Source organism: Microbulbifer maximicatervae (SeqCode) (genome assembly GCF_052468295.1).
The window spans coordinates 249,236-275,664 of sequence record NZ_CP174340.1 but is presented as its reverse complement, the minus strand read 5'-3'; the positions used below and the strand labels follow the sequence as shown (position 1 = coordinate 275,664).

Annotated in this window: 28 protein-coding genes; 14 read left to right on the top strand and 14 right to left on the bottom strand. The window is 42.5% G+C overall.

Annotated features, from left to right (window positions below; translation table 11 throughout):
• Positions 1-403 precede the first annotated feature (403 nt).
• Positions 404-835 (top strand): GFA family protein, encoded by a 432-nt coding sequence (locus ACJJIQ_RS01520; RefSeq protein WP_445363484.1) that lies wholly within the window; start codon positions 404-406, stop codon positions 833-835.
• Positions 836-946: 111 nt separating this feature from the next.
• On the opposite strand, the gene ACJJIQ_RS01515 is transcribed toward ACJJIQ_RS01520, so the two are convergent.
• The 3 genes from ACJJIQ_RS01515 to ACJJIQ_RS01505 form a co-directional block, all read right to left on the bottom strand.
• Positions 947-1,876: a hypothetical protein gene (locus ACJJIQ_RS01515; RefSeq protein WP_445363483.1), complete on the bottom strand. Its 930-nt coding sequence runs from the start codon at positions 1,874-1,876 to the stop codon at positions 947-949.
• Between the two features lie 854 nt (positions 1,877-2,730).
• A complete protein-coding gene (locus tag ACJJIQ_RS01510; protein WP_445363482.1) occupies positions 2,731-3,750 on the bottom strand; it encodes a hypothetical protein in 1,020 nt (339 codons plus the stop codon).
• A 77-nt stretch (positions 3,751-3,827) separates the two neighbouring features.
• Entirely contained in the window at positions 3,828-4,256 is a 429-nt protein-coding gene (locus ACJJIQ_RS01505) for a hypothetical protein (protein ID WP_445363481.1), read from the bottom strand.
• A gap of 125 nt (positions 4,257-4,381) precedes the next feature.
• Between ACJJIQ_RS01505 and ACJJIQ_RS01500 the strand changes: the two genes are divergently transcribed.
• Positions 4,382-5,323: an IS1595 family transposase gene (locus ACJJIQ_RS01500; RefSeq protein WP_445362153.1), complete on the top strand. Its 942-nt coding sequence runs from the start codon at positions 4,382-4,384 to the stop codon at positions 5,321-5,323.
• Here ACJJIQ_RS01500 and ACJJIQ_RS01495 read toward each other — a convergent pair.
• Entirely contained in the window at positions 5,315-6,121 is an 807-nt protein-coding gene (locus ACJJIQ_RS01495; protein WP_445363480.1) for a hypothetical protein, read from the bottom strand. The two genes, ACJJIQ_RS01500 and ACJJIQ_RS01495, sit on opposite strands and share 9 nt — an antisense overlap.
• 803 nt (positions 6,122-6,924) lie before the next feature.
• Here ACJJIQ_RS01495 and ACJJIQ_RS01490 point away from each other — a divergent pair.
• Together ACJJIQ_RS01490 and ACJJIQ_RS01485 are read left to right on the top strand one after the other, a co-directional pair.
• A complete protein-coding gene (locus tag ACJJIQ_RS01490; RefSeq protein ID WP_445363479.1) occupies positions 6,925-7,212 on the top strand; it encodes a hypothetical protein in 288 nt (95 codons plus the stop codon).
• Between the two features lie 18 nt (positions 7,213-7,230).
• Positions 7,231-8,256: a hypothetical protein gene (locus tag ACJJIQ_RS01485; RefSeq protein ID WP_445363478.1), complete on the top strand. Its 1,026-nt coding sequence runs from the start codon at positions 7,231-7,233 to the stop codon at positions 8,254-8,256.
• 458 nt (positions 8,257-8,714) lie between these two features.
• On the opposite strand, the gene ACJJIQ_RS01480 is transcribed toward ACJJIQ_RS01485, so the two are convergent.
• The 5 genes from ACJJIQ_RS01480 to ACJJIQ_RS01460 all read right to left on the bottom strand — a co-directional run bounded on the left by ACJJIQ_RS01480 (position 8,715) and on the right by ACJJIQ_RS01460 (position 12,433).
• Positions 8,715-9,392 carry a DUF7822 domain-containing protein gene (locus tag ACJJIQ_RS01480; protein ID WP_445363477.1) on the bottom strand — a complete coding sequence of 226 codons (678 nt, stop codon included), beginning with the start codon at positions 9,390-9,392 and terminating at the stop codon, positions 8,715-8,717.
• Positions 9,393-9,537: 145 nt separating this feature from the next.
• Positions 9,538-10,563, bottom strand: a complete 1,026-nt coding sequence (locus tag ACJJIQ_RS01475) for an IS630 family transposase (protein WP_445363476.1) — start codon at positions 10,561-10,563, stop codon at positions 9,538-9,540.
• A gap of 418 nt (positions 10,564-10,981) precedes the next feature.
• Positions 10,982-11,230: a hypothetical protein gene (locus ACJJIQ_RS01470; RefSeq protein WP_445363475.1), complete on the bottom strand. Its 249-nt coding sequence runs from the start codon at positions 11,228-11,230 to the stop codon at positions 10,982-10,984.
• A gap of 43 nt (positions 11,231-11,273) precedes the next feature.
• Positions 11,274-11,501 carry a hypothetical protein gene (locus ACJJIQ_RS01465; RefSeq protein ID WP_445363474.1) on the bottom strand — a complete coding sequence of 76 codons (228 nt, stop codon included), beginning with the start codon at positions 11,499-11,501 and terminating at the stop codon, positions 11,274-11,276.
• 434 nt (positions 11,502-11,935) lie between these two features.
• Entirely contained in the window at positions 11,936-12,433 is a 498-nt protein-coding gene (locus tag ACJJIQ_RS01460) for an SMI1/KNR4 family protein (RefSeq protein ID WP_445363473.1), read from the bottom strand.
• Positions 12,434-13,305: 872 nt separating this feature from the next.
• Here ACJJIQ_RS01460 and csrA point away from each other — a divergent pair.
• Entirely contained in the window at positions 13,306-13,485 is a 180-nt protein-coding gene (csrA, locus tag ACJJIQ_RS01455; protein ID WP_299588813.1) for a carbon storage regulator CsrA, read from the top strand.
• A gap of 121 nt (positions 13,486-13,606) precedes the next feature.
• Here csrA and ACJJIQ_RS01450 read toward each other — a convergent pair whose 3' ends face one another.
• Positions 13,607-14,335: a helix-turn-helix transcriptional regulator gene (locus ACJJIQ_RS01450; RefSeq protein WP_413664679.1), complete on the bottom strand. Its 729-nt coding sequence runs from the start codon at positions 14,333-14,335 to the stop codon at positions 13,607-13,609.
• A gap of 170 nt (positions 14,336-14,505) precedes the next feature.
• On the opposite strand from ACJJIQ_RS01450, the gene ACJJIQ_RS01445 reads away from it, so the two are divergent.
• The 6 genes from ACJJIQ_RS01445 (at position 14,506) to ACJJIQ_RS01420 (ending at position 19,126) form a co-directional block, all read left to right on the top strand.
• The gene (locus ACJJIQ_RS01445; protein ID WP_444942527.1) at positions 14,506-15,450 is read left to right on the top strand and encodes an alpha/beta fold hydrolase; all 945 of its coding nucleotides are present in this window, start codon (positions 14,506-14,508) and stop codon (positions 15,448-15,450) included.
• 343 nt (positions 15,451-15,793) lie between these two features.
• Positions 15,794-16,267: a LabA-like NYN domain-containing protein gene (locus ACJJIQ_RS01440; protein WP_444894959.1), complete on the top strand. Its 474-nt coding sequence runs from the start codon at positions 15,794-15,796 to the stop codon at positions 16,265-16,267.
• A gap of 177 nt (positions 16,268-16,444) precedes the next feature.
• Positions 16,445-16,825 carry a hypothetical protein gene (locus ACJJIQ_RS01435; RefSeq protein ID WP_444912271.1) on the top strand — a complete coding sequence of 127 codons (381 nt, stop codon included), beginning with the start codon at positions 16,445-16,447 and terminating at the stop codon, positions 16,823-16,825.
• 41 nt (positions 16,826-16,866) lie between these two features.
• Positions 16,867-17,439 carry a hypothetical protein gene (locus ACJJIQ_RS01430; protein ID WP_445363472.1) on the top strand — a complete coding sequence of 191 codons (573 nt, stop codon included), beginning with the start codon at positions 16,867-16,869 and terminating at the stop codon, positions 17,437-17,439.
• Between the two features lie 20 nt (positions 17,440-17,459).
• Positions 17,460-17,819, top strand: coding sequence for a hypothetical protein (locus tag ACJJIQ_RS01425; RefSeq protein ID WP_445363471.1), 360 nt, complete (start codon positions 17,460-17,462; stop codon positions 17,817-17,819).
• A gap of 290 nt (positions 17,820-18,109) precedes the next feature.
• Positions 18,110-19,126 (top strand): patatin-like phospholipase family protein, encoded by a 1,017-nt coding sequence (locus ACJJIQ_RS01420; RefSeq protein WP_445363470.1) that lies wholly within the window; start codon positions 18,110-18,112, stop codon positions 19,124-19,126.
• A gap of 56 nt (positions 19,127-19,182) precedes the next feature.
• On the opposite strand, the gene ACJJIQ_RS01415 is transcribed toward ACJJIQ_RS01420, so the two are convergent.
• The 3 genes from ACJJIQ_RS01415 to ACJJIQ_RS01405 all read right to left on the bottom strand — a co-directional run bounded on the left by ACJJIQ_RS01415 (position 19,183) and on the right by ACJJIQ_RS01405 (position 23,149).
• The gene (locus ACJJIQ_RS01415; protein ID WP_445363469.1) at positions 19,183-21,129 is read right to left on the bottom strand and encodes an aconitate hydratase; all 1,947 of its coding nucleotides are present in this window, start codon (positions 21,127-21,129) and stop codon (positions 19,183-19,185) included.
• Positions 21,130-21,750: 621 nt separating this feature from the next.
• Positions 21,751-22,407, bottom strand: coding sequence for a class I SAM-dependent methyltransferase (locus ACJJIQ_RS01410; RefSeq protein WP_445363468.1), 657 nt, complete (start codon positions 22,405-22,407; stop codon positions 21,751-21,753).
• Positions 22,408-22,753: 346 nt separating this feature from the next.
• The gene (locus ACJJIQ_RS01405) at positions 22,754-23,149 is read right to left on the bottom strand and encodes a DUF4345 family protein (protein ID WP_445363467.1); all 396 of its coding nucleotides are present in this window, start codon (positions 23,147-23,149) and stop codon (positions 22,754-22,756) included.
• 59 nt (positions 23,150-23,208) lie between these two features.
• Between ACJJIQ_RS01405 and ACJJIQ_RS01400 the strand changes: the two genes are divergently transcribed.
• Positions 23,209-23,976, top strand: a complete 768-nt coding sequence (locus ACJJIQ_RS01400) for a helix-turn-helix transcriptional regulator (protein WP_445363466.1) — start codon at positions 23,209-23,211, stop codon at positions 23,974-23,976.
• A 317-nt stretch (positions 23,977-24,293) separates the two neighbouring features.
• Entirely contained in the window at positions 24,294-24,611 is a 318-nt protein-coding gene (locus tag ACJJIQ_RS01395; protein WP_445363465.1) for a cupin domain-containing protein, read from the top strand.
• Between the two features lie 192 nt (positions 24,612-24,803).
• Here ACJJIQ_RS01395 and ACJJIQ_RS01390 read toward each other — a convergent pair whose 3' ends face one another.
• A complete protein-coding gene (locus ACJJIQ_RS01390) occupies positions 24,804-25,352 on the bottom strand; it encodes a cysteine hydrolase family protein (RefSeq protein ID WP_413664666.1) in 549 nt (182 codons plus the stop codon).
• Between the two features lie 114 nt (positions 25,353-25,466).
• On the opposite strand from ACJJIQ_RS01390, the gene ACJJIQ_RS01385 reads away from it, so the two are divergent.
• Entirely contained in the window at positions 25,467-26,429 is a 963-nt protein-coding gene (locus tag ACJJIQ_RS01385) for a GlxA family transcriptional regulator (RefSeq protein ID WP_445363464.1), read from the top strand.

The following is a 26,429-nucleotide window of genomic DNA, read 5'->3' as shown; positions in this document are numbered from 1 at the left end:
TACATATAGGGATGACCAATGCCCCTTCCATCTAGTCTAAAATCTCACTTGAGGGCACCCCTTATTACCACCGCACCTCCCGCTGTGCATGGATAATATTTTCATGTGCCAGAGATATAGAATCTGGTAAAAACTATGAGCATCACCTCAGATAAATTAAATCTAGAACACACAATCTTACTTTAAATTTAACTATTGACTTCATAACATATACAATTAGGAACCACTATCATCTTGTAGTTCAGGATAAAACAAATAAATAGCTATCTAGGCCATCAATATTTAAATCATAAAATTAGAATGGCATTTTCCATTTAAAAGAATCATTATTACTGAAAATAAAAAGGCATACTTAATTTAAGCTCTAAATTCAAGTAAATTTTTGCATCTACAGGCTCATTATATGAATAGTAATAATTCAATTACTTCCGGTGGTTGCTTATGTGGAGCTGTGCGGTACGAGGTTAAAGGGCCACTACGCAACGTAGTTAACTGTCATTGTAGTATGTGTCAAAAACTGCATGGAAGTTTCGGCCCTCATACCAAGGCTCGCAAGGTCAACATTAAAATAACAAAAGATGACGGGCTGGCGTGGTATAAAACATCAGAAGTAGCCCGCAGAGGCTTCTGCCAGCAATGTGGCTCAAGCCTCTTCTGGGAGCCATTTAATCTTGATGCAACTGGAATTATTGCAGGATCACTAGATGGCCCAACCGGGTTGAAAACTATGGGGCATATTTTCACCGGCGAAAAATCTGATTTTTACGAAATTGATGACGAACACCCTCAATTCAAGGAGTCATCAAATGGGCAGCTAGTCAATGACTACAAATAGATAGCTATCAGAGAGATAGGGGGCTCTAGTGCTCAAATAGCACTAAGGCTCCCAATCAAATCTACGGGCATCCAATTTTTTTCGGGCCCATATATTATTTAATTCGTATACCTAGTGGGCACTTAAGGATCTAACTGAGATAAACGCACCTCGACTAATATCCTTCAAATTAGAACCTCCACCAAATACAACCAGTAGAATTCCGGCCCCAAGTATTGGCAAATGCCCTATCAATTCATGAATACCGAGAATGGATGCGGTCAAAATGAAGAAACTCAATACCGTAATCGTTGCCAACCGTGTTGACCACCCCAACAAGATAACCAAACCAAAGCAGAACTCAGCCATTCCCGCAGAAAAAACGAAGGTCAAATCGGAGAAAGAATGCCACCCCAGATTAGACATGAAGTTCCAATGATAGTGCTGCAGAAATTCAAGACCCAAGTGAGGATTGAGCCACTTATTGTGAACTGCCAGAGTCATAAGCTGAAGGCCTAGCCCGCAGCGTAAGGCAAGCAGTCCAAGACCTGGCTTTTGGTACAATATAAATGCTAGTGAAAGCCCTAAAAATTCGAAGCCATAATCAATCCAGATTGAGAATGGATAAGTAGCCATTATTGAGAGCAAAAGCGCGAAGATTAGATACCCGGAGCTTCTTAGGCTGACATCTAAAATTAACACAATACCAATTACCAGCTGAAACTCATTAGCAAGACTTTGTGTGACAGAGAATTCCAGGTTGGGGGCCAGTAATACACCCGAAAAATAATTAAAAACAAAGGTCAACCCAATCAATGCGGACGTGATATGCCAAATTTTGTGACGGCCAATATCGGACCAGAGGTTGGGAAATTTATTAGATACTCTGTGAACAGCCACTGTTTCAAGCGACTGTAAGGATCTATTCACCATACAGTATAGAAAGCCCCCCAATAGAACTAACGCATATATCCAATTCCACTCAAACTCAACTGCATTACCATCGTTTTGTACAAACCAGCGTACATGAGACCACGCAGGAGGAGAAACAAAGTAGCCCATAAAAGCTATAACCAGTAGAAAGCTGTAAGACTTCCTCCGTGTAAACATAATTATTACCTCAATGAATACTGCTTTTAGCCTACAAAAACCTATGCAGGCAGCTCTTGCACCTGATCATATATAGTTCACGTATTTAGAGTAAATGGGGTAGCTTTCACATTGTTAGGTACTTAACAAATGTGAAAAAAATAGCATTTTGAGGAAATTCTTTGTCAACCAAAAAAAATCTTAGGACAACCTCTATCAGCTAAGAACCACGACACAATACTTGTTTGCTAGGGTACCACCCGGGGCAGGCACATAAGCTTGCTAAGCTTTTCTAACTATGGTTGAAGGCAAGAGGCATCTACTCTTATTAATCCATTGACTGAAAAACGTTCAACCTTACTGGCTGAAGTGCCGGTTAGTTATGCAATGAGCTTCAAAGATTAAATCACTACAATTATCTTGGATTCACTTTATAGCATAAAAAGATTGCAGTTATTACTTGAAGCCAAGGCCTACACAAAAGTAGAGATTGTATGCTATCCATATCAATAAAATATAAACCTAAAGATAACCACATAAGCAGGCAATCGCTCTAGCCCAATTATATGATTTAGATTACTATGCTGACGTGCATACCTTTTAATACAAGGTAATCACACATTGTATTAAAAGAAAAATGTATATGAATTGGAAAATATTCTCAATTGGAGTGTGGGTATCTAGGCTGGGCTATCAATATCTTTATTAAAATGCCTTAGCTTGAATTCGAAGGGAATCAACCGTTAGCAGCGGCGCCAATAAACAGTATTGTTAGCACTTCCCTCCCCACTCAAGGCTTAATTTCCAAGGGTGGAATAGCCCTCAATTCAAGTTATTTTTGGACCAATTAAAGGTTTATTCGTTATATTGGAGGGAACTCTAGAAATAATTTCTATTTTCTCTCCAAGAGAGTAACTATTTTCAAGGGGCCTAGGTTGGATACGCTTATCTATAAAAGTAGATACTTCCTCAAAGGTTGCTCTATGGCTTTCATTTTTATCCCTTTTTGCATCCCTATATCCTCTACCACTCCACATTTGCATTACATATTTTGCATCTTCTATCTGCTGAGTCGAACAGCCAAAAAGTGACTTACTTGCGGCACTAGGCACGGAGTGAATCTCCATGCGGCGAGCTGAAAGTTCGGGAGGCAGTTCAAGAACCAAAGAGTCCATTATACGCTTTATAAAGCAAATATAGTTATCCAAAGACGTACGCTGGTTCATACGAAAAGCATTACCTGCATTCAAGCCGGAGCGCCTAATAGAAAAGTTGAAGCTAAGTATATGTTTGTCACTTATTGCCGTTTGCCAGCATAAAGTATCTGAGCCATTAACGAGAGGCTGAGTTTCAAAATAAAGCCAATCTACCCCACCATGTTCCACCCACTGGCTATTCAAAGGTCCTAAATAACTCGGCCATCTATATTGTGTGAGATCAAAGGGGTCACTGACTAGACCACTATTAAAACTCTGTAGTTTTGTTAACTCATATGTACGATATACTTCTTTTAAAAAAGTATTGTTATTAAATAGAGTTTCGTTAATTGGAAGATCGCCTACGAATTCTACCCCAACACATAATCCAATAAACCCCCCATAGCTTTGAAGTATAGGCATCCCTTTGAACGCCCAACGACTAGAGTAAGTATTTAGAAACTGAACATGGGGGAACTCAATTTCTTCATCTAGATCACGAAATGACTTGTAAGTAATAGGCTGATACCCCTCGTCATTCAGGATATCGAAATAGGTTGGCTCAGTTTCCCATTCCTGATTATCAGAAAAGGGGTCAGAATAAGGGGGGGCAGTAAAGGTGAACTTGCAGCCAGATATATCTTTCTCCACTATTCTAGAGTGTCGAAAGCTGGGAGGGCGTGGAAACATACTCGAAAGCATCTTCATATTAATTCGCACTTCACTATTTAGGGAAATTTCTTTCCTAACTGCTTAATTGGAGCCCCTGCATCTGTGTAGTAAGACTCAGTTAGACTTGGAATGCTTGCAACCACACTTGTCAGCAATGCATGCCAGTTACGTGGAATTTTCCCTAGTATACCAAAACCATGACGAACTACATCCACTCCAGCATCAAACTTGTTACCTTTTTCAGTATAATTAAAGTAACGATTTACAGACATCAAGAAATCTGCTGTCCCCAAGAGGGAACCTCCTGTTAACTGAGCAAGGCCCGGCGCAGAATTAAACCACTTGGAATTATTAGTATTCATTCCCACTTTCCTGCGTAAATCATCAGCTAAATACTGACTGGAAGTTGCATCACTCAAGAATATCTTCTGCTTCGCCTCAAGGTTAAGTTGCCAAAGGTTAAGTTGCTCCATAGCTTTGGTCAAGACTTTGGAACCGCCCCTATGACTGGTCCACTCAACATATAAGCCTTCCTAATTACCACTCTTGCTAAGTTATGCGTAACTGTATATAAATACAGCTATCTCGTTGATCTGCAAGGGAATACGCCATGGCTCGCAACAAGGTACAGTTTCAGAAGGGTATTAGTTTGACCCAATTCCTCAAAATGTACGGCAGCGAGGAACAGTGCTTCGATGCACTGTCGCAGTGGCGTTGGCCCAATGGCTTTAGTTGTCCTCACTGCGGGCATGACAAGCATTGCGACCTCGCTTATCGCAAGCTTAAGCAATGTAACCATTGTCGGCGTCAGACATCGATTACCTCTCGTACAATTTTTGACTCCACGAAGCTCCCCCTCACCACCTGGTTTCTCGGTATTTTCCTGATTACTCAGGATAAGAAGGGCATTTCCTCTATGGAGCTATCTCGACATCTAGGTATCTCTTACAACGCAGCATGGCGTATGAAGCAGAAACTCATGCAAGTGATGATGGAGCGAGACCAACGATACAAACTGTCCGGTTTTATTGAACTAGATGATGCCTATCTCGGTGGTGAGCGTACTGGATGCAAGCCCGGGCGCGGAGCCAAGGGTAAAACTCCCTTTGTGGCGGCCGTTGAAACAACCAAGGAGGGACGCCCAACCCGTATTAAGCTCTCAATTATCAAGGGCTTCAAAAGCAGTGAAATTTCAACCTGGAGTAAAAAGTACCTTTGCAGTGGCAGCACAGTCATCTCAGATGGTCTTCCATGCTTCAATGCCATTAAGGAGGCCGGTTGTGTACATGACAAAATTGTTTGTGGTGGTGGCCGAGCTTCTGTTGAAGAGCCTGAGTTCTATTGGGTAAATACAGTACTTGGTAATTTAAAGAGTGCGCTACGTAGCACTTACCATGCTATTAGGCCGAAATATGCACAGCGCTATTTGGCAGAATTTCAATATCGCTTTAATCGGAGGTTTGATTTGTCGGCACTCATTCCAAGATTGATTTACGTCTCTCTTCGGACACCACCGATGCCAGAAAGGTTGCTAAAAATTGGCTTAGCATAAGTGGTAATTAGGTAAGCCTTTATCATGTGCCTCTTTCATATGTCCCGCAAGTATTCTTGCTGCTTGTAGGTCTTCAGTAGTAATCTTATGCCCCATATTTTTGATGCATCGCCATCCGGATTTAAGTGCACCTTTTTCCTGAGGAACATAGAAAAGAGTATAACCTTTAGCTTGTAACTTTTTCAGTTCAGTTTTGTCACCACGACTAATGTGAGTAGGCAGTATTTCCGCAGCATGCTCTAAACCTTCACTATAACCATTAATTCCAATTTTTAAAGCAGTTTCTTCACTACTACCAAGAGCCTTGTCATTTGTTCGTAAAAAGAAGTTGGGGCTCTCGCTATTTTCCCATTTCCCAGCGTCTCTATTTGTAGACTTCTTCCATTTAACGTCCCACAATGCAGCCCTTTCCGCGCCACTTGAGGCATCAGAAGTTAAGCGAATATCAATAATTCCAACATCTGTTTGAGGAGCACACTCTCCATACCGCCGATAGGTTTCATACTCAATTTCAAATCCGGCTCCGGCAATACAGCGGCGAGTTGCACTACCATTTTTAAGAAAGGAATAGAGAGGTGCCGAACCGCTCCGCAAGCTATTAATTGCTGAAATTACTGCCAGCGCATTATAACCTTGGCTACTAGGGATTCGGCTTACTTTCACCAACCCTTCAAGTAATTGCGTGAGTTTATTACTAGCATAAATTGCTCTACCTGAGCCTGGTTCTCCGAAAAGTTTGTCGCTGACATTACACTCGAAGCACTCCGAAACCAGAAGGTTATTCATTGATTCATCCATGTATAATTATTTCCCGCACTGAATTAGACAGAGTAAAGGAAGAAGCTAAAGGTATGACGCGCAATCTATCAGTACAAGGTAGAAGTGTACATTTATTGAGATAGCACAATTTTCGATAATATTTGACTACCACTCAAAAAAACTAACTCATAGATTATAAATATTGCCATCTTTAAAAATGGTGCCAGAGTGGATTTTTAGGGAGGCTTAGGAGATGCTTAATAAACAACCAAATTTGGCCTAACGGTGTAATAGCGTGTAATGTCTTTTGCCTGAATGTTGTGAACTGCCTCACAATTTTAGGGGCGGCGAGGTATGCTAAGCCTTTTCTCGTCTTGCAGTTAAAACTTCACAGCACAGAATTAGAGTTTCCCCCAAAAAAAGAACTCCTATTTATACTTACCCTCATGTAAGTAAGAACAAATTAATTCTGCCCCCAATACACTAAGTTCTCCCCCCCCAGAAAGTAGATATAGAAAACAGTTAAAACGTTCAACAGTTGCTACTACACCGCTCTTGAAAAAGCTCTCTCGATCACGGTTAACCGGGAAGGCATCCATAAATTATTACGCATGTTTAGTAGAAACTAATTTATGTACGCCTTCAACGGGTTTATTTTCTATCAATGCTAAACATATGGCCATTACTCTAAGGGTCTCTCCCTGCCCTTAGAGTTTCAATCTGACTTTACCTCTCTCTTTTCATATGGGACTCACCAAAAGATACGTATTATCCTCAAAGAAAGTAAGTAGTATAATTCCGAACCAAGAATTGATCAGTTAGTAGGGCGAAGGAGTTTAGGCATGACTGATCTTGCTATTTCAATTAATGAGCTAATCAAACATACACCACGTGAACAAAGGCCTGGAAAAGATATCTCTACAATATATGAGGTGTCAAAGTTTTACGGGACTGTTGGCGGGGCAGTTAAACTCGCTGTAGAATTTGGCCTTACTGTGACTTTTGCAAAAGCACTCATGTCAGCTGTTGCAGGAGTAGCTATTTCTAGTGTACCAAGCCTTAATGAAGGCTATCATTCAGGTCCTCTCGACCCTGTAAAAAACTTGGCTAACAAAACCTTCTCAGAATAGAATATAGATATCAATGTGATGCTTGGCACTGAAAAAAATCCTAAGGGACCGAATCTAAATAAATTCAGGAAGGTAACAAAGAATATCTCTGGAAGCGAGCTTTCCTTTTTTGCTCCACCCCCTGATGATCCATTTTCCTCCAATGACAAATGGGAAGCAGAGCCAGATGAGTTAAAGCTTGAAGATTTAGAAGAATTTAAAGTTCTTTCATCAAGCAGATTATCTGGTGAGACTCAAGAGTGCCAGGATATACGTTCTAAAAGAATTTACTCCAATCGCTGGGCCTTTAGGGGTTTACCGATTATTCAGGGGTATTGCGGCCATATTAATTGTTTAATAGATATAAACTATATTGAAGATCTTCCAATCAATGAGAGCTTGTTTAATAAAACAATTTTGGCCCAATCAGCTTACCGAAGATTTAATTTTTCTACTTTACAAGATCTTCATAGCGCAAAAAAAGACGACCTTTTTGATCTGACACAGGAAAAATGGTCTAGCCATTTAGGCCCACTAAATTGCCAATGGGTTAAACAAGGGAATAATGATTGGCTTTATTTTGAAAGCCAACCGCTAATCAATACCCCCTTGACAATAAATCTCTTTGCCCCAATTGACCATAAATTTTTTATTAGCTTTCGATTTGTAGTTACACGCTCAGCCAGTGAAGTCAACTGTTCTTATGAGCTCGAAAAACGAATAGAGATAACATCTTTTTTAAAGTTTTCAACTAACATTATCAATACACTTAATTTAAATCTATCCAAAAAGGAGGCAGCAAACAAGAAAAAAGTTGAAACAAATCTCAACAAAGATTCAATCATTTGCGACAGGCCTATACTATCTATTACAAATCAAGAGATTGAACATGCAAAACACGTAATGTATGAATGGAGTAAGGTGGAGGATAAAGACACAGTCATTAAAAAAGAAAATTCACGAGAAATTGATGATTTTATTGAAAATCGTATAAAAGCCAGACCTCTATCTAATAGTTATCCAATTGGTGACCCCCTATATATTCACTCTAAATCATCTGGATAATGGACTGTTTTGGCATCACGAAAAACTGGCAACTTCAAGCAATACTCATCTTGAAAGCTGATAAATTTGATCCCAAATACTGCACAACTAAAAAGTTAATTAATTTGAGGGCTAACAACTATTATGTATAGCCCTCAAGTCTTCCTAGAAGGCTATCTTATATAGCCATTACATTTTTCATTAACTCTACAGCAGGAGTACAGACCCCCAAAAAATATGAGTGTTACCACCAGTGAGTTAAATTAAAAATATAAAATATATTTTATTAGTCATATTAATCTCCCGAAAAACCACTAAAATTACGGCCTTGCAACATTACACATATAACCCAGGCTGCATGCTCACATTCCCTATCGATAGTGATGCTATACCAAGCTGATAAGACACATAAATACACATGCAATGACCTTTCAGGTTAGCTCAATACCAACTAAAAAACTTGAAAAACTTTAATTCAATTATTCAAGAGACTCTTCAAATTCCTTTTTGCTCTCTAAATCGTAATAAAGGATATCACTCCAATACAAACCCACCGGAGGCTCACTCTCAACGTTGTCAAATTCATCATTGAACTGGAGCCCATAAAATGGACTTAAAACAGGTTCTGAATTGTTTTCTGCTGCACCCTTTACAATATCAGCCGATACCTCTGGGTCTTCAGGAAGTGAATCAATAGCTGCTCCAGCTTCACGGCAAGCGATAATTTCGGATTCAACGTAGCCACGCCGGACTGACTCTTCAGAGCCATCCATACAGTCCAGTTCGATAGTCTCAAGCAGTAAATGCCTATCCTTATGCTCTTGAAGGAATTCTAACGTTTCATTTAGCATTGAATCCGGCAGATCCGTAATGTCTTTGCTAATAACTCGCAGAACTTCAACAAATTTCTTTAACCGCGTAAATCCTGCCTCAAAGTCACTACTAATAGCATAAAGTTGAGTTTTATCATCAGGTGAATCGCCCTCAAAGCCATCCGAGACCAGTGACGCGCACAGAATGGGATTCCCGGACATTAATATACGATAAGTGAAGGGAATGTTATATGGCCATTCAGATAAGCCAGAGATAGTCTCGGGGCGGTCTGAATAGGATTTAGGTTGATTACTAAGACTATAAAGATAAGAACGATTTGCCATTTTAAGACTCCTTATAAATACTTCCAACGGCACGACTTTTCGCTGTCATGCCTTTTCTGCTTAAGAAAACTATTGGATTGAAACTTCCTGGGCTAAGAAAGTCGAGAGTGAAGTTAACTATGTGTGCTTACCATCCAGTTACTACCTAGGCAGCAGCAAAGAATACAGTCGACTCTTGAAAAAATGATTTCACAAGTTTTCTATTTTTCTTGATGCTCTGCAAATCTGCATTTGCACGACTCAGTAGTGTCTCACCTTTTTTCAGCGGCCTCTTTGAAGTCCCTATATTTCTCATATGATTCCAGACCAACTCATCTGGATTTAGGTTTGGTGCATATGGCGGTAAGAGCACCATTTCAAGCTTTCCATCCTGTGAATCGACATACTCCAATACCTTTTTCGATTTGTGTACTGGGTGCCCATCAACAATGAGAATCACTGGTCTTTTCTGACTTCTCTGGAAATTTTTGAAGCATTCTACGCACTTTTCTGCCGTGAACTTTCCACTATAAATATGATACCAGAAGCCACCTCTATTCGATAAAGCTGAGATCGCATTGATTGACTGTCTTTGACCACTCGTTTTTACCACTGGAGTTTTTCCTTTTTCTCCCCATGTCCTTTGGAGTGGATCGTCTGATCTGATACTAGCCTCGTCCAGCCAAAATATTTCTGCACCAGTTTTTTTCGCATAAGATTTAATCTTTGGATAGACTTCCTTTACCCATTTATTCACCGCCTTCTCATCTCTCTCGTAAGCTCTTCGTAGAGGCTTTTGTGGCGTCAGGCCCAGTCGATGTAGAAGTGTGCCGACACTAGAAACGCTAAGTTCAATTTTGAATCTCTCAAAAATCAAATCCGATACGATCTGACGTGTCCACAATCCGAAATCAAAGCCATATTGCCTTGGATCGCCACCAATAATCCATCGTTTGACTTCCTCTTCTTCAATAGCTGACAGTTTTCTACCGCGTCCAGGTCTAATTTTTGGAGATAGCGCTTCAATACCTTTCTCCCGAGCAGTCCTTAACCATGGGAAAATAGTTCTGCTCCCCAGCCCTAAGCTACGACTAACCTCCGCCGCAGATTCTCCATCAAATACTCGCTGAACAGCAATTTTACGTATGAGGTGCTGCTCCTCAGTACTAAGTTTTCTGGCATCGTATTTCATGCAGTTTATATTACCAGGGTGTACTGATTATTTCTGCCCCGCTAGTAGCTGCTAATAACCACCGGTTCATTCGTAAATTGAGTAGATGGATAAGTTAGGTACTGACCGCCAGCGTTCTATTTCTGTTAGAACTAGACTCTACCACTACTGAGCCTAATTATGTACAAAGGGGCTTTATTTTAATGATATTTGTCAGAAATTGATTTTCATCAATTTCAGCTTGGAGTTTTTCTAACTGTGCCGTAGCCAGAGCCATTCAACTTTACCCTGTAAATAGCTCTGGTCACTCGGTAGATTATCAAACCACAACCTGCCTTAACCTGAACTTTAAATTACTCACGCTATACATGTAACTATTACTTACTTTTTCTACCCTCTGTCTTCGTTCATTAAGTCTACCTTAGTTACCAGGCTCCTATTATTTGGGGCACTCCCTTTCTTCCAATACCCCACCCCTCTTGATTGAGTATTCTGTATAACTCCCAGTCATTATATCGAGAATTTGTAGCCAGGAATAAAACAATGCTTTTTCAGATTTAGCAATTTCTCCTGCCAGTTCCTTTGCGGCTTCCTCTGTTGGTGCAGAATCCCTAAAGCTTTTTGCACCACCATTCATTAAATGGACCCGCTCTGCAAAAATTGCAAACCGATTGATTTTTCTTCCCATAATTTGCTCCTTATCCATAAAAACAGCTTAAGTCCTTACATTCCTAAGCTGATACTTCCATCCAATTTATACTTCGCTCAACTCCTCGCATTTGCGCCAGGGTCAGCTCTAACTCCTCGCGTAGATTCATCTCTACTGATACCGAAAAGCTGCGTACGTATTTTGTATAGTTAAGGATACAGATAGCGTACATTGCCCGGTTGTTATAACCCGATCGGTAACGGCAGATCCGGATCGGCTCCCCGTCAATAGTGATACTTCTGGCTCCCATTGCTACCTCCACTCAAGATACTGTACATGCATACAGTATACGGTAAGAGGTTCAGGAACTGTCAAGTCACTATTGCCGCCAGTCCAGGGCCCACTCCGCTCAAATCGCCCTTCTGCACGCGAAATTACCAGTGTTATCAAGGAGTTTGGTACGAGGGGAATTACCGTTTACGCCATAGCCGCAGATATACACTTCCTGTGTATTGGCAACCCAGTCGTATAAAGTGCTGGGACAAGCCATAGACTGTATAAGAAACGATCAGCGATCTATTTTTTGATTAAAAAATGATTAACAATGCTTAAGGTGAGGGAACACCGGTGAGTAGTACATAGGCTACACCGCTCAACTCAATGCAAGGGAGAAGCAGAGGGGTTGTCGTAGAACAATGTGTATCCTGCTAGCTACCGGGAGTATTTTGAGGAAAGCTGTGGTAGTCAGCCCTTGGGAGGGTTTTGCGGTACTTCTATGCTCTCGATGCTTTTAGCCAGCCAGTCTTCATACCAGTTAAGATAGCTACTAGACCAAGGCTGTGGCTCACGGTAACTCTGAGTAACCCATACTTCTCCCCTATGAGCACCGTTAATAACTAACATAAATTCAATACCACAGCCTATTTCTGCAATATCAATGGTGCCTTCTGACATCGGATATTCATCTTCGTCATCCTGGTAGTAGTGCGGAAGACCCTCTACATTAGCACCATAAGAATGCCCAGCCCCAAAACCAATCTCAAGAAGAAAGGCCCGAAACTCCTGCGGTAAAGAAATGTTGTATTTCTTCTCGATACCGTTAACTTCTTCCTCCGAAAACCGACGGAAGTTATAGTTCCAGCGCTCTGCACCAAAGAGAGAACAATCCTTATCCAAACCACTCAGCCGCTTAAGTTGTTGTTTGATGCCCAGAAGTCGACTTTCTATATCTTGCGTACTCATACCGTCTATATTTTAAATATTGATAAGTTTCAATTCTGTCTAGATTATAACTTTTAACTCAACAGCTGAAGTACCCACTCCACATCCTGCTGCACTGTAACCTAACGAAGAGTGAGATTACTTCACTTTGTGCCATTTCGTTAATCTAAATTCGCAGCCATAATTACTGCGATAAGAGCCCCGCAAATAAAATAGAAAAATACAAACCACCCTTGAACTAAGGCACCTACTTACTTACAAGAATCAAAAGAGATATTTGCGATGTATACCAGTAATTTAATTTAGCCAATTTAATCTAGATCAACTATGGGCCCAACAATATCAAACTGCCAACAGCAGGTAGCATATTTTTAAAACCTTAAATACAGCTGAAAAGATAGGCGCAGAAATGATCTTATTGGAATTTATTCAGATTGTTTTCAGTAACAAAACTGCGTAAGGTAACTGAATATTTCTCGATATTTTGATCGCTGCTGAGCAGCGTTATTTGTAAGCAAATCGAATGCAAAATATTAAAGAGCTTTATAAATAGCCTATTCCCTCAAAGGAGAACGGTAGCGTGACATAAAAGTAAGTAAAAGTCGCTGACCCAAGGTGCTACCAACACCAGGGGCCAGCTAACCAAATTGATACACTCACTATCAAGATGGCTGTATGGATGATACGCTAGAAACCCGCTCGTCTTCAATAAAGTGGAGCACATTCAGTAACTTGAGGCAATTACTCAAGTTCTGGCAGCGTTGTGTCCGTCTTTTCTACTTTTATGCCTACCGTTCCCGTGCCCCACCCCGCATTCACTCTTCAACTTTCTTTCTAAGCTTTCCCATTGCGGAAAGGCTATCCATGGTTTGAGTATCATTAGGGAATAACATATGTTGATTTTGACTCGCCGAATTGGCCAAAACCTCAGAATTGGGGCTAATGTCTCAATCACTGTATTGAACGTTAAAGGCAATCAAGTACAAGTAGGAATAAAAGCCCCCAAATCTTTAGCGGTTCACCGCGAAGAAATTTATAACCGTATCCAGAGGGAACAGAAGATAGGCAAGTAAAATCTGTGAGTGGAAAACCTGGACCAATTATTGGGGGCAGAGTCGAGTTAGCTAATGGGTTACACTGCCACCAATTATTGGCCTTTCGCGAGAGCGATCATACTTACCGCCAAGAACCCAATCATCTTGAAACTTTGGGATTGTCACGAATAGGAGATACGCCATCTTCGAAGACTATATGTCGTCTTCGAAATTTCTTATCCAAAAGGTATTCAGGTTGGCTAATCCGATCCATTCGAAAATGACGAAAGTCATTGCGAGCAGGGTCCCAAGCTACCAGATACCATACGGGTGGTAAGATCAACATAGCTTGCGGTTCAACAACCCGGCTAGTTACTGCCCCTTTCGCATCACGATATTGGAAGCTCAGGTATAGTCGCTGAAGAAAAGCCGTTTCAAATGTAGGCAGTAGTAAGGGCGACATCTCTCCGACATTAGATACGTCTACCTCCGGTGAAAGCTTGCCGATGTACAGGCAATCCATAAACCTGCGTAAATCACGCACCTTATCAACGGGTAAAGCCTTCTCTATTTTTGCCAGCCCGGCATCCGCAAGATCCGAGAAGGGCAAACTCCCTGCTGCACGCACGGATGCAACGCTAATAAGCAGCGCAAAAATCTCAGCGACCGAGAGCCGAGCTGTAGTTTGAACCGATTGCGGATCAAGTTGCAGGCCGCCCCCAGGGCCAGGTTCAGAACGGATAACAAAGCCCTCATCCCGCAACGAGCTGATATCACGCAGCACTGTGCGCCTGGATGCGCCAACTTCAGCGGCTAAATCGGCAATCGTCAAAGTGCCCTTTCGGCGAAGGCTTCGCACTATGGCGTCTTGTCGGAGACGTACATTCATTTTACACAGACATTAATAAATGGTGACAGTTTTTGGCACCATTAGATTCTAGCCTATGCACTCACGATCCAGCAAAGGGATGTTGAAGTTGGAACAACCCTTAAGGATAGAAAGCGGAGCCTGTTGGTAAATAGCAGCTCTCAAGACCTCCCCAAAAAAGAGGAAGTAAATTGTCTAGAATACCCGATTTCCCCACACCTACTCTTATCTCGGTGAATGGCATAGAGCTGGAGGTCTTTGAAGCGGGCCAACAGAACACAGGAAACCCCGTTGTGCTTTGTCACGGATGGCCGGAACATGCCTTTTCCTGGCGCCACCAAATACCCGCTCTCGCCGCAGCGGGCTACCACGTTATCGTTCCCAATCAGCGAGGCTATGGCAACTCATCCCGCCCAACGGAAGTAACCAGCTATGACATCGAACAATTAACCGGCGACCTAGCTGCACTTCTGGATCACTACGGATACCAAGATGCCACTTTTATCGGTCATGATTGGGGTGCAATGGTCATTTGGGGAATAGCGCTATTACACCCAAGCCGTGTTAATAAAATTATAAACCTCGCACTGCCTTATCAAGCCCGAACAGAAAAACCTTGGATCGAGTTTATGGAGGAACTCCTTGGGAGCGATTATTATTTTGTGCACTTCAATAGGCAGCCAGGTGTTGCGGACGCAGTGTTAGACAAGAACGCTTCCCAGTTCCTTCACAATTTGCTCCGCAAAGACGTGCCTCCTACCCCGCCGGAGCCTGGTATGGTAATGATCAATCTCGCGAGAGCAGCATCACCGCTTGGTGCCCCCTTGCTGAATGATAGTGAACTGGCTGTATTCGTTTCCGCATTTGAAAAAACGGGTTTTACAAGTAGCATAAATTGGTATAGAAACCTGGATCGCAATTGGCACATCTTGGCAGATGTAGACCCAGTTATCCAAAAGCCGACCCTTATGATTTACGGCGATCATGATTTGATACCTAGGTCTCCAGATATCAAAGATTTCGTTCCCAATGTAGATGAGGTGAACCTTAATTGCGGCCATTGGATTCAACAGGAAAGACCGGAAGAAACCAATCAAGTGATTTTAAACTGGCTGGAACAACAATCCGCTACTTAGTATCCATTTCTCTAGAAAATTCCCTTTCTGATTATCCACACAGAATCCCGCAAAGAAGGCGTTCACGGTAGGATACCCACTGTAAAGTGGCCATCTGGGGATAGCATGTGCATATAAGCGAGACATGCTACTTCATAAGGCCACTGCTCAACACTATATATCTCGACACAACTCATCAGCTACTGATAAATTGGCTTTGTTGCCGAGATGTTCCTCACCTCTAAATTTGGCTGACAATCATCGCTTAAGTATGTAAAACTAGTGGCTTAATGCATCCACCCTGATGCAGACAGATCATAACTTCACTGTCAATTTCAGAATTTTATAATAACTGGATTCCCAAATGGAAAAGGTTGCCATATTTGTTGATGTGCAAAATGTTTATTACACATGTCGACAAATCTATAAACGAAACTTTGACTACAACAAGTTTTGGCGGGAGGTGACAGGGGGTAAAAAAGTTGTTAAAGCCATAGCTTACGCAATCGACCGTGGTGATAGAAAACAGTATGAATTTCAAAACATCTTAAGGTCGATTGGTTTTGAAGTGAAGTTAAAGCCCTTCACCCAAAGATCCGACGGATCAGCTAAAGGCGACTGGGATGTGGGCATAACTATTGATGCTATGGAATATTCAAGCTCGGTAGATACAGTGATTTTAGTGTCAGGAGATGGCGACTTTGACATTCTTGCCCATAAGCTCAGGTTAGATAGAGGCAAGAAGGTTGAAGTATATGGTGTTCCGGAATTGACGGCTGGAGCATTAATTAATGCGGCGAGCAAATTCACTCCAATTGAAGATAGGTTATTGCTGTAATAACTACCAAGGCTACTAACTGGTGTTCAGTAGCCTTAAAGAAATTTCGCTCAAAATAACCATCTAGTCACTTATGTGATTTTAGAACAAATACCTATGCTATTAGTCAACAGACAAGTCTATTATTGGCTTTTATACTATCTAATAACACCTTAGTAAGGCTCAAGGCGTCAACAAATGAAGAACTCATTAGTTATAATTTTGACCCTATTCTCTATGGCTTCTATAGCAAGAGGGGATGTAAATAATTGCCCTAAATTAAATCTCAACATTCCTGAATCTAAAGCCAACCCAGTAATAAAGGTCGCACCACTGCGTCCAATAGGCACTAACAGGAACTTACCCGTATGCGTAGTCGTATCCTTTAGACTGGTGGAGAAAACGACGTCTGAAGGTGGAGGTCTTGTTCCTGGGGAAATAAAGATCGAAGGTTCATCTGATAAAGCATGGGATACCCCCGTTAAAGTCGCCGTATCAAGATGGCTTTACCTTTCAGAAGGTATCGACTATCGTGGGCGTCAGTATGTGATCTATAAGATTCCCTCACAATCCCCATAGTCAAAAACTAGAAAAGCTAAATGGTACCGTTTAGAGATTTTATGCGTATATTGGTACTCTTGATTACACTTATCCCCGCAGCAGTTTTTGCAGGAGGTATAAATTGTACTAGCGACGGAGACTCAGATCGCTATAAAAATCAGCTCAAAAAATTCAATGCTCAGCTACTATGCGGCCTAAGTCCTGAGTATGTTGCAGGATTTCGTATTGTTTTTGCTCCATCATTCGGACAAGCCAAGATAACAACGGTTTACCAACGCCATGACGGGACACTAGATGTAAATGGTAAATATCCTCTATCGTTATCCCAGTACAAGGACATGGTTTCCCAATTTAAGGATCTCAACCTCTTTGAATTAGAAAGTTATGATAGATTAATTGATTTGTACTGTGCCAAGCCTCCAAAATTATCAACGAAAATAGATTCCTCCGAACCTAATAAATGCCCTTTGGGGTTCGATGGGGAGACCGTTTATATTGAGGCTGCCTATGGAGGCCAAAAAAGGACCGTTCAGCGCTGGAATGGACTAAGTGTTGCTCCCGATGTGGAAAGGGACTTTAGTAAAACTGCAAATTTTCTCCTAAATATACTTGACTCTGAAATTAAGGAATAATTTATTTTTATATATACTCAATGAGAACACTCAAGATTCTATTATTTTACTTTAGGGAGTGGAAAGGATTTAGCCTAATAGTTCTCCTTCTATTACTGGTGTTACTTCATGTTATTAACCTGGCCAGAAACACCGAGAAGGTTGTAAAGCAAAATGGTACAATCAAATCAAAATTTTATATTGGTCGCTCCAATGCCGCTCACATACCAAAATACCAATATCAAGTAGAGCTGAAGAATCGCAAGGTGATTGATGTGGGCAGCGATATGAACCTACACCCAGGTGATACGGTTTGTATTGCAAGCATCACTTATAAAAATAGCGTAAGAGTCGCCAAATATACCATAGAGACTTCAAACGGCTGCACCGGTGCACAGTAATCGGCGTTGCGTAAGAATCTACTTTTATGTTCCGACTAACTCCACGAGACTCTAGCCGTTGAGCTTTAGGCGTCAGCTCAGAGACCCGCTAATTCCCATGCCTATCAATCCTTATATTAGTTTCTTTACCTTAACCATATTAATAAACTCAGCATGGTGATAGGTGCGCCTAACTTATTGATATTATATGCTTTTTTATTGGTATTCAGGGTATATGAAGTATTACCCCTGTTACCAAATGCTATGTTTCTAGGGTCGCGTACAATCTACGGAGCCAGAGGGCATCGGCAATGGCTATCAGAATCCTTTCTATCGATGGTGGAGGAATCCGGGGAATCTTGCCTGGCCAGATACTGGTGTCCCTTGAGCACAAGCTAAAGGTGAAATCAGGCAATCCTGACGCCAGGATAGGCGAGTACTTCGACCTGGTGGCCGGAACAAGTACCGGTGCAATATTAGGTGCCGCCTACATCTGCCCTAACAAGCAAGGAAAACCAAAATTTTCTGCCCAGGATGCTGTCAGCCTCTACCTTAAGGAAGGCGAGAAGGTATTTGGCTCAGGCTCATGGCCTTTTCTAGAAAAGTTAAAGTTATTGAAGGAGGAAAAGTACTGTTCCATGGAGTTGGACAGGGTTTTATCGCAATTCTTTGGGAAAATGAAACTTAGTAATCTATTAAAGCCCTGCTGCTTTGTTTCCTATGATATCAAAAAGCGGGAACAAGTCATTTTTAGGCAACATTGTGCCATAGTAAAGAATGAAGACTTTCTGGTTAAAGACCTTCTACTCGGAAGCACCGCGGTACCAACCTATTTTGAGCCAGCACGCATCTTTTCACTACCTCCATCCAACAATAAATATGTCTTAATTGATGGCGGCATGGTAGCCAGTGATCCTGCTTTATGCGCCTACTCCGAAGCCATCAAATTCAGCGGGGTCTCTGGGATGAAGGATATGGTTATTGTATCTCTGGGTACTGGCAGGCAACTTTCAGGATACAAATACAAGGAGGTTAAAGATTGGGGGATACTCAATTGGGCAAGGCCCGCCATTGATATCGCCGTAAATGGAAGCGCGCAAATGGTTCATTACTATATGAAGCAAATTTCTTCTACCGTAGAGAATTCAAATTACTACCGGATACAACCAAAGCTTTACGCTGCTGACTCATCTATGGACAATGCGACACCAGAAAACCTGAAGAAGTTAAAAAAAGCGGGAGAAAGGAATGCAGAGTATTTTGATAAAGAGCTGGAAGAAATAGCTACTATATTAGTCAACAACCAAGGAAGCCATAGGTATCAGTAATGCTACCGATCGGGACCAGCGTTGACTTTATCAAATTACAGCTATAGAAATTCATACTACTTATTAGAGCTTAGGTATTTTTCTCTTACCTGATTAATCATACCTCCTGCTTCCAACACTTCAATTTCGTCCTTAGCCAAATCACTCCGCAAGTTAATACATTCTCCTGATGATTTAATTATTAACTTAATTGAACTGCTTGACTTTATCTGTGCAATTGGATTGTCAATTTCAAGAGCTACCCCCTGTTGAAGAAGATTGTAATCATCAAAATTCTCAAATAGCAATGGCAGCACACCGAAGTTAATAAGATTACGCCGGTGTATACGGGCCATACTTTTTGCAATTATGCACCTCACCCCAAGAAAACGTGAAGATACCGCCGCATGCTCACGGCTGGAGCCTTGTCCATAATTTTCACCACCGACAACAAAACAGTCTCCATTGAGCTTCACTGCCCGATCATAGAATGATTCATCGATTCGTGAGAATGTATAGCGGCTGATGGCGGGGATATTTGAGCGCAGCGGTAAGATTTCTGCTCCAGCAGGTAATATTTCATCAGTGGAAACATTGTCCCCTGCTTTCAGCAATAATGGGCCAGTTAAAACTTTCGGGAGCTCTTCGAAATCAGGAAGGGGCTTGATATTTGGCCCTTTAATTAACTCCACTGCTACTGGGATTTCTTGAGGTGGCTGTAATAACGGACGTATATCAGGTAGATATTCCGGCTCATGGAAGCTGGGGTAGTCCATATCCAGATCACGAGGGTCGGTGATCACTCCTCTTAACGCACTGGCAGTGGCTACTTCGGGACTGCACAAATAGACTTGGTCATCTGCGGTGCCGGAGCGGCCGGGGAAGTTGCGAGGGACTGTACGCAAGCTTATACCACCACTGGCGGGGGCCTGCCCCATGCCAATACAGCCGCCGCATCCTGTCTGATGCAAACGAGCTCCAGCTTGAAGCAATTTTGTTAGATCGCCGCTCCGACTGAGTTCTTCGAGTAACTGACGTGAGGTCGGGTTAATGTCAAAGGAAACGTCATCGGCTATACGGCGACCTGAAACCATACGTGCCGGTATCGCAAAATCTCTCAATCCAGGGTTGGCAGAAGAGCCTATATAGCTCTGGTAGATCGGACGGCCCGCCACTTCTCGGACCGTCACAACTTTGTCTGGGCTTGATGGGCAAGCAATTAGCGGCTCGAGAGTTGATAAATCAATAGTATCTTCTTCGTCGTAACTCGCGCCTTCATCAGCCTTCATCTCGACAAAGTCACTTTCACGATGCTGCTGTCTAAGGAAGGCTCTCACACCCTCATCCGCAGGAAAGACGCTGGTAGTGGTACCCATTTCCTGCCCCATATTGGCGATCACATGGCGATCCATCGCTGTCAATTTAGCCAGGCCGGGACCGTAATATTCAACAATCTTGTTAACACAGCCCTTAACAGACTGCCGACGCAACATTTCCAGAATGATGTTCTTAGCGCTAATCCATGGCGGCAGCTCACCTTCGAGCTTCACACCGAGTATTTTGGGCATTTTCAGTGCAAAGGGGACGCCTGCGATAGCCATTGCCACCTGTAGGCCACCGGCACCAATCGCCAGCATCCCCATAGAACCCGCTGCACAAGTATGGCTATCGGCGCCAAGTAATGTCTTACCAGGCACATCGAAACAAGCCATCTGTACTGGATGGCTGACACCATTACCGGGCCGCGAAAACCAAATTCCAAATTTACGACAGGCACTTTGCAGGAATATATGATCGTCGGCGTTTTTAAAATCCGTCTGTAACAGGTTATGGTCTACATATTGTGCTGAAAGCTCGGTCTTGATTTGAGACAAACCAAGCGCCTCAAGCTCCAACATGATAAGTGTTCCCGTCCCATCCTGAGCTAGCGTCTGATCGATCTTTATCTCTATTGGGCTGCCAGGCTCCATTGATCCACTCACGAGGTGGCTTTGGATAAGTTTCTGCGCAAGATTCATAGGCATAAAGGGATACCCGGTGAGTGAGCTGGAGCTTTCTAGTATTGATGCAACTAGATCTTGATCATTGTAGCTCTAGGGAGCCTCTGAATAACTCCGTGACACCTCTGGCATGCAGAGCGGTTCACAATCAAGGCGCGGCTTCGCAGGAATGTCTAGACCTTTCAAGAAGTCGCAACGCGGAGTGTGAATCGCTCTGCAAGCCCCAAAGGGCGGTCCTTGAAGGCCACGGCTGCTGCGTTGCAGCTCTTGCAAAGGGCTGCGGCCATTCCCGGCGAGCTGCGCCTAACATCTGCAGCCTTCAAGGCCCGCAGAGGCATTACGGAGTTATTCAGAGGCTCCCTAGCTTCCTCGGCTGAAGCACCGTTGTAGTTGCAGGACTATGTAAGCGCCAAGGCTATACCCCCGGACTCTTAGTAGCTCTAACATACGCTAGAGCTACCTGAACCGTTTGCTTCCGCAGTTTTGTAATCTCTGACAAATGACTGAGTATATGCAGCTACATACGATCGATAGGGGAGTAATCACTAGAAGATAGGGAGTTAATTCAATCCAGAACTTCTATTTAATCAGTCAAAATAAAAAGTGTTCTTCGGAAAGACACAATTTTCAAAGATTGGCAATTGCTTATGGATTCAGCTCACACACAATTATATTAATTTTCTTCTCCACAAGCTGCCCTGTATTACTTTCTCCATACTCACTATGCTTCCCGCGGGATACAACTTTAAATCCAGCGTCAGACAATTGGGCACAAATATCACCCTCACCAAACAGCCTGAATCCATATTGAGTGAATGGTAGATTTTGCATAAAAGATTTATCGCCAAAAGCCAGGCATAACTTTCCTTTAGGTGCTAGTACTCTGGATATCTCTGCTAGATGAGTTTTTAGGGTGTCCCAAAAGTATATTGTGTGTACGGCTAGAACCTTATCGAACTGTTTATCGGCAAATGGCAGGCTTTCTGAGCTACCAACTAAAAAGTCTATTTGCCCCAACTCTATATATTCAAAATTTAGGCCCTTTGCGGTTGCAACCATTTCACTCGACCAATCAATGCCGGTATAGTGGACACAAGATCCCTTACGAATTACGTCGACTGCAAATTTGCCATTGCCCGGACCAATTTCTAGAACAGAATCACCATCTACCACATTGAGAGCTGTTAAAGCGGCAAGATTCGTTGCTTTATTCGCTTTGTTCATTTGCTGCGCGGTTTCTGAAGCCAATGTACCAGATGGTTTTCTAAGCTGCTCAGCAACGAGCTTTGGATCTTTTGACATTACTATTCCTTCAGCGCCAAAAATAGAGTACTAATCAGATAATTTATTCTTTAAATTAACCAATCACTACCTGGGTAACCGTTTTGTTTTGAACATAGATATAAAATACAACTTATTCTACACTATCCTATTCCTCAATATCTATATCGATTATGTTAGGTAAAAAATAGGGGCAGGCAGAATACCTATTAAGATATTCTGCCTGCGCATCTCAGTATTTCCTACAATGCAAATCACTTCAATATGAAAATTTGTTTTTTAAGTACCCCTATCCAAAATAGATTGCAAATTAAGCAAACTAGAACTTGTTATCTTTAATTTGGTTAGATTGCACTTATAACGACATTTAAGCATCCGTAGTATGTGCCATGAGCTTGCAAGCAATTATCATAATGACAGTAGCTACAATTGTTGGGACCACTGTAGGGATAAGTTCTGGATAAGATCCATCAATAAAATAGCCTACTAATCGGCCAACTAGAACCAACATCAATGCAATAAATCCAACCATAATATAGTCCACGTTATATCTTATCGCTCCAAGAAGAACCATTGCCCAAATTGCGATTGTTGTCCCACCCCAAAGAGAGCGAATACTCGATAGCCCACTCACAGAATCAATAGGCCCGATAAATGTGTGGGCCAGCATGACAGATGGACTAATCATAAGCACCAATCCAGTCCCCATAAAAAACAGGGCTAAGATACCTAAAATACACCGTCCAATAGTTGCCTTCGCCATATACCCAAAACCTCCAATCAATTTGTAATCATTCAATATCACCGAACGAGGTGTAGGTTATGGATAAATATGACACTATATGGCATATTTTGATAACTATGCGCACATCTACCCTCTCACGAATAGATAGACTTGAAGTTATCACTGCCCGATTAAAGTCGGACGAACCCATCACGATTGGTGAAATTGCCAAGGAAGTGGGCGTTAGCATTCGGACGCTGAATCGAGATATAGAGGTGTTGAGAAGCCGAGGCTTGCCGATTGAAACGGACGTGGGGCGCGGTGGTGGAATCCGTTTGGACCAGCGCTGGGGCGTTGGTCGTGTCAACTTAAACTATACAGAGGCTGTTGACCTGATGATCAGTTTGGCTATTGCTGAACAGATGAAGTCCCCCCTCTTTATGGCACACCTAAGTAGCATCCGCCACAAAGTAATGGCTTCCTTTTCACCGTCCATGAAAAGTAAAGTGAATGGTATAAAGACACGTATCATCATCGGAAAATCGGCTTCCGAGGTTGTGCTCTCAAATTTCTTAACTCCAAAGCGTAAAACTGTCGAGAAACTCCACCAGGCTTTCTTAATGCTTCAACGCATAAAGATCACCTATTGTGACGAAAGCGGGAAAGAAACGCTACGTACTATTGAACCCCACTACCTCTTTCTTAGTTATCCCGTATGGTACATCCTAGCCTGGGACAAGCTCCGTGAGGATATGCGGGTATTTCGCTGTGACAGGATTGAAAAGATACAGACCTTAAGTGAAAGCTTTAAGTTAATTCCACTCACTGAATTTAAGAATAAGAGGGATGGTATATCTCCAACTTAATGTAACTGGAGTTAATCACAATAATGCTATTTGAAATTTCTGTATTCAGCATAATTACAGAACATACAACTAAACCTCTATCCTTTTCTCCCTTGGACAAGTAGAACAATCAAGAAACACTACCAAACAAAGGCTCTCACAAAGATTGCAACAATAATTGGAACTATTTCATTTGTATCTTAGTCTATTTACGTAACATATAGACCAGAGCTATTTGGACTTGCTAAATTTAATCCACAGCCAGAAATTTTATTAAACAGGCAAGAAGTTACACAAAACCGACCCTAAACACATGAGCACTCAAAAAGGAAGCAGAGATGCCAGGCAGTTACCCAAGCAAAATTAAGGAATTACCTCCCTACGATGGTCGCTTTGATGCTTACAAGCTTAAGGCAGAAAACAGTGATGTTCTTTTCGCATCATATCCAGCTGGAACGTCCATTCCACCCCATACACATGACACAGATAATCATGGCGTTATCACAAAGGGGGAACTAATACTCACCATGAATGGTGCCACCCAACGGATTGGCATTGGACAGTGGTACCACGTACCGGCAAATGTAGAGCACTCCGCGACTTTTGAAGTCGAAACAGATGAAATTGAATTTTGGTTTAAAGATAAAACAAGCTAAATCTCTACACGCACATAAACTAAGAGCTTTAAAAGCCTAGTCGGCAACCTGTAGATGCAGTGTAATTTATCATGAAATAGAGCTGAACATGCAGCCTGAAGAAGGACTTTAGGCTTATAAAGCCTAAAGTCCTTATCGATAAAGGTATAGCAGTATCGTGTGTGGCTTAACGCTAAAGTGCAGGCGAGCTAATTACTGCGTTAAATATTCGTCAGCACTAATAACCTCAGCATAGGCAAATTGTAGTGCTGCCATATAAGCTGCATGTATATGTGCAGCGGGAACATCGACACCATTGAAGTACATGTCCCGACTGGCGCAGGCATCATGAATAACGGTATTTTCATATCCAAAGTCACTTGCCGCTCGGGTGATGGCGTCGATACACATATGGCTCATCGCACCGACAATGACCAATTTATTAACACCTAACTCATCCAAGTGCTTTTTAAGATCCGTACCTTTGAAGCTGTTAACTTCATTCTTGAGTACTACCGGCTCACCTTCAACAGGCAGAAGGCTTTTGTGAATTTTCGCACCCTCGCTACCAGCAATAAAGAATGGAGCATCCTCACTGAGAAATTCATGGCGAACATGAATAACTGGCCACTGCTTTTTGCGAAACTCAGCCAGCACTTTTGCGGCTTGGTCTGATGCTTGGCCAATGCCTTCAAGAGTCCACTTTCCGCCTTCGAAGTAGTCGTTTTGCATATCGACGACGATTAGCGCTGTCTTGCTCATAAGATTGTCCTTTGGTTGTGTCTTTGAAATGTACAAGCGCATGTTAGGGCGATGGGCTAAGATACAGGCGTGGCAAGACCGACATAAAACGGGCAAGAACTGACAGGGGGGCTAGTGACCCAAACAATCCACATTGCAATACTGATGATCCCCGGAGCGGCTCAGTCGGCGACTTATGGCCTAATCGACCTGTTCCAAACCGCAAACCACATCTGTCAGGAGTCAATTCCAGAACCCAAGGCGCTATTTGAGGTATCACGCTGGCTAATTAATGACGGAAAAGTCATACCCGAGAAAAAAGGGGCTGCTAAAGACCCAAATATCGTTATTGTACCGCCGGTATTGGAAGGTCAGGAGTACATGGAGCCACCGACAGATGTCAGTAACTGGTTGTTAAAGCGGCACAAAGAGGGGGCCGTAACCTGTTCCGCTTGTGCTGGGGCTTTTATGTTGGCCGACGCAGGACTATTAGATGGACGCCAGGCGACCACTCACTGGCGACTGGCCGATGCCTTTAAACAGAAGTTCCCGGATATAGAGCTGAATATCGATTCCATCCTGATTGCAGACCCGGATGTTGTCACCGCAGGAGGTGTAATGTCTTGGATTGACCTTGGGTTACACCTGGTCGGACGATACATGCCTCCCCATATAGTTATGGAGTTGGGACGTTTCCTGTTGGTGGATACGGGTACCCGTTACCAAAGTTATTACCGCAGTTTTCTACCTCCTGTAGATCATGGTGATAAAGCAATTTTAAAAGTACAACAGCAAATTCACCGGGATTATCAACAACCAATCTCTGTTGCAGAGATGGCTCAACTCGCCAATCTGGGCGAACGCACCTTTCTACGAAGATTTCAAAAGGTTACCGGCTATAGACCCGCCGAATATCTTCAACAACAACGTCTGCAAAAGGCTCGCGAACTATTGGAAACGGGCACATTGCAAGTCGAACAGATCGCTTGGCAAGTGGGGTATGAGGACGTCAGCGCATTCCGGAAAATGTTTCACAAACAGACCGGCCTCTCCCCTAGGGAATATCGACAGAGATTTTCAGGTGGCTCTAAAATGTAA

What these genes read in the sequence shown, in the direction of transcription:
- ACJJIQ_RS01520 (WP_445363484.1), top strand. Translation starts at nt 404, where the DNA reads ATGAATAGTAATAATTCAATTACTTCCGGTGGTTGCTTATGTGGAGCT.
- ACJJIQ_RS01515 (WP_445363483.1), bottom strand. Translation starts at nt 1,876, where the DNA reads ATGGGCTACTTTGTTTCTCCTCCTGCGTGGTCTCATGTACGCTGGTTT.
- ACJJIQ_RS01500 (WP_445362153.1), top strand. Translation starts at nt 4,382, where the DNA reads ATGGCTCGCAACAAGGTACAGTTTCAGAAGGGTATTAGTTTGACCCAA.
- ACJJIQ_RS01495 (WP_445363480.1), bottom strand. Translation starts at nt 6,121, where the DNA reads ATGGATGAATCAATGAATAACCTTCTGGTTTCGGAGTGCTTCGAGTGT.
- ACJJIQ_RS01490 (WP_445363479.1), top strand. Translation starts at nt 6,925, where the DNA reads ATGACTGATCTTGCTATTTCAATTAATGAGCTAATCAAACATACACCA.
- ACJJIQ_RS01485 (WP_445363478.1), top strand. Translation starts at nt 7,231, where the DNA reads ATGCTTGGCACTGAAAAAAATCCTAAGGGACCGAATCTAAATAAATTC.
- ACJJIQ_RS01480 (WP_445363477.1), bottom strand. Translation starts at nt 9,392, where the DNA reads ATGGCAAATCGTTCTTATCTTTATAGTCTTAGTAATCAACCTAAATCC.
- ACJJIQ_RS01475 (WP_445363476.1), bottom strand. Translation starts at nt 10,563, where the DNA reads ATGAAATACGATGCCAGAAAACTTAGTACTGAGGAGCAGCACCTCATA.
- ACJJIQ_RS01470 (WP_445363475.1), bottom strand. Translation starts at nt 11,230, where the DNA reads ATGGGAAGAAAAATCAATCGGTTTGCAATTTTTGCAGAGCGGGTCCAT.
- ACJJIQ_RS01465 (WP_445363474.1), bottom strand. Translation starts at nt 11,501, where the DNA reads ATGGGAGCCAGAAGTATCACTATTGACGGGGAGCCGATCCGGATCTGC.
- ACJJIQ_RS01460 (WP_445363473.1), bottom strand. Translation starts at nt 12,433, where the DNA reads ATGAGTACGCAAGATATAGAAAGTCGACTTCTGGGCATCAAACAACAA.
- csrA (WP_299588813.1), top strand. Translation starts at nt 13,306, where the DNA reads ATGTTGATTTTGACTCGCCGAATTGGCCAAAACCTCAGAATTGGGGCT.
- ACJJIQ_RS01450 (WP_413664679.1), bottom strand. Translation starts at nt 14,335, where the DNA reads ATGAATGTACGTCTCCGACAAGACGCCATAGTGCGAAGCCTTCGCCGA.
- ACJJIQ_RS01440 (WP_444894959.1), top strand. Translation starts at nt 15,794, where the DNA reads ATGGAAAAGGTTGCCATATTTGTTGATGTGCAAAATGTTTATTACACA.
- ACJJIQ_RS01435 (WP_444912271.1), top strand. Translation starts at nt 16,445, where the DNA reads ATGAAGAACTCATTAGTTATAATTTTGACCCTATTCTCTATGGCTTCT.
- ACJJIQ_RS01430 (WP_445363472.1), top strand. Translation starts at nt 16,867, where the DNA reads ATGCGTATATTGGTACTCTTGATTACACTTATCCCCGCAGCAGTTTTT.
- ACJJIQ_RS01425 (WP_445363471.1), top strand. Translation starts at nt 17,460, where the DNA reads ATGAGAACACTCAAGATTCTATTATTTTACTTTAGGGAGTGGAAAGGA.
- ACJJIQ_RS01420 (WP_445363470.1), top strand. Translation starts at nt 18,110, where the DNA reads ATGGCTATCAGAATCCTTTCTATCGATGGTGGAGGAATCCGGGGAATC.
- ACJJIQ_RS01415 (WP_445363469.1), bottom strand. Translation starts at nt 21,129, where the DNA reads ATGCCTATGAATCTTGCGCAGAAACTTATCCAAAGCCACCTCGTGAGT.
- ACJJIQ_RS01410 (WP_445363468.1), bottom strand. Translation starts at nt 22,407, where the DNA reads ATGTCAAAAGATCCAAAGCTCGTTGCTGAGCAGCTTAGAAAACCATCT.
- ACJJIQ_RS01405 (WP_445363467.1), bottom strand. Translation starts at nt 23,149, where the DNA reads ATGGCGAAGGCAACTATTGGACGGTGTATTTTAGGTATCTTAGCCCTG.
- ACJJIQ_RS01400 (WP_445363466.1), top strand. Translation starts at nt 23,209, where the DNA reads ATGGATAAATATGACACTATATGGCATATTTTGATAACTATGCGCACA.
- ACJJIQ_RS01395 (WP_445363465.1), top strand. Translation starts at nt 24,294, where the DNA reads ATGCCAGGCAGTTACCCAAGCAAAATTAAGGAATTACCTCCCTACGAT.
- ACJJIQ_RS01390 (WP_413664666.1), bottom strand. Translation starts at nt 25,352, where the DNA reads ATGAGCAAGACAGCGCTAATCGTCGTCGATATGCAAAACGACTACTTC.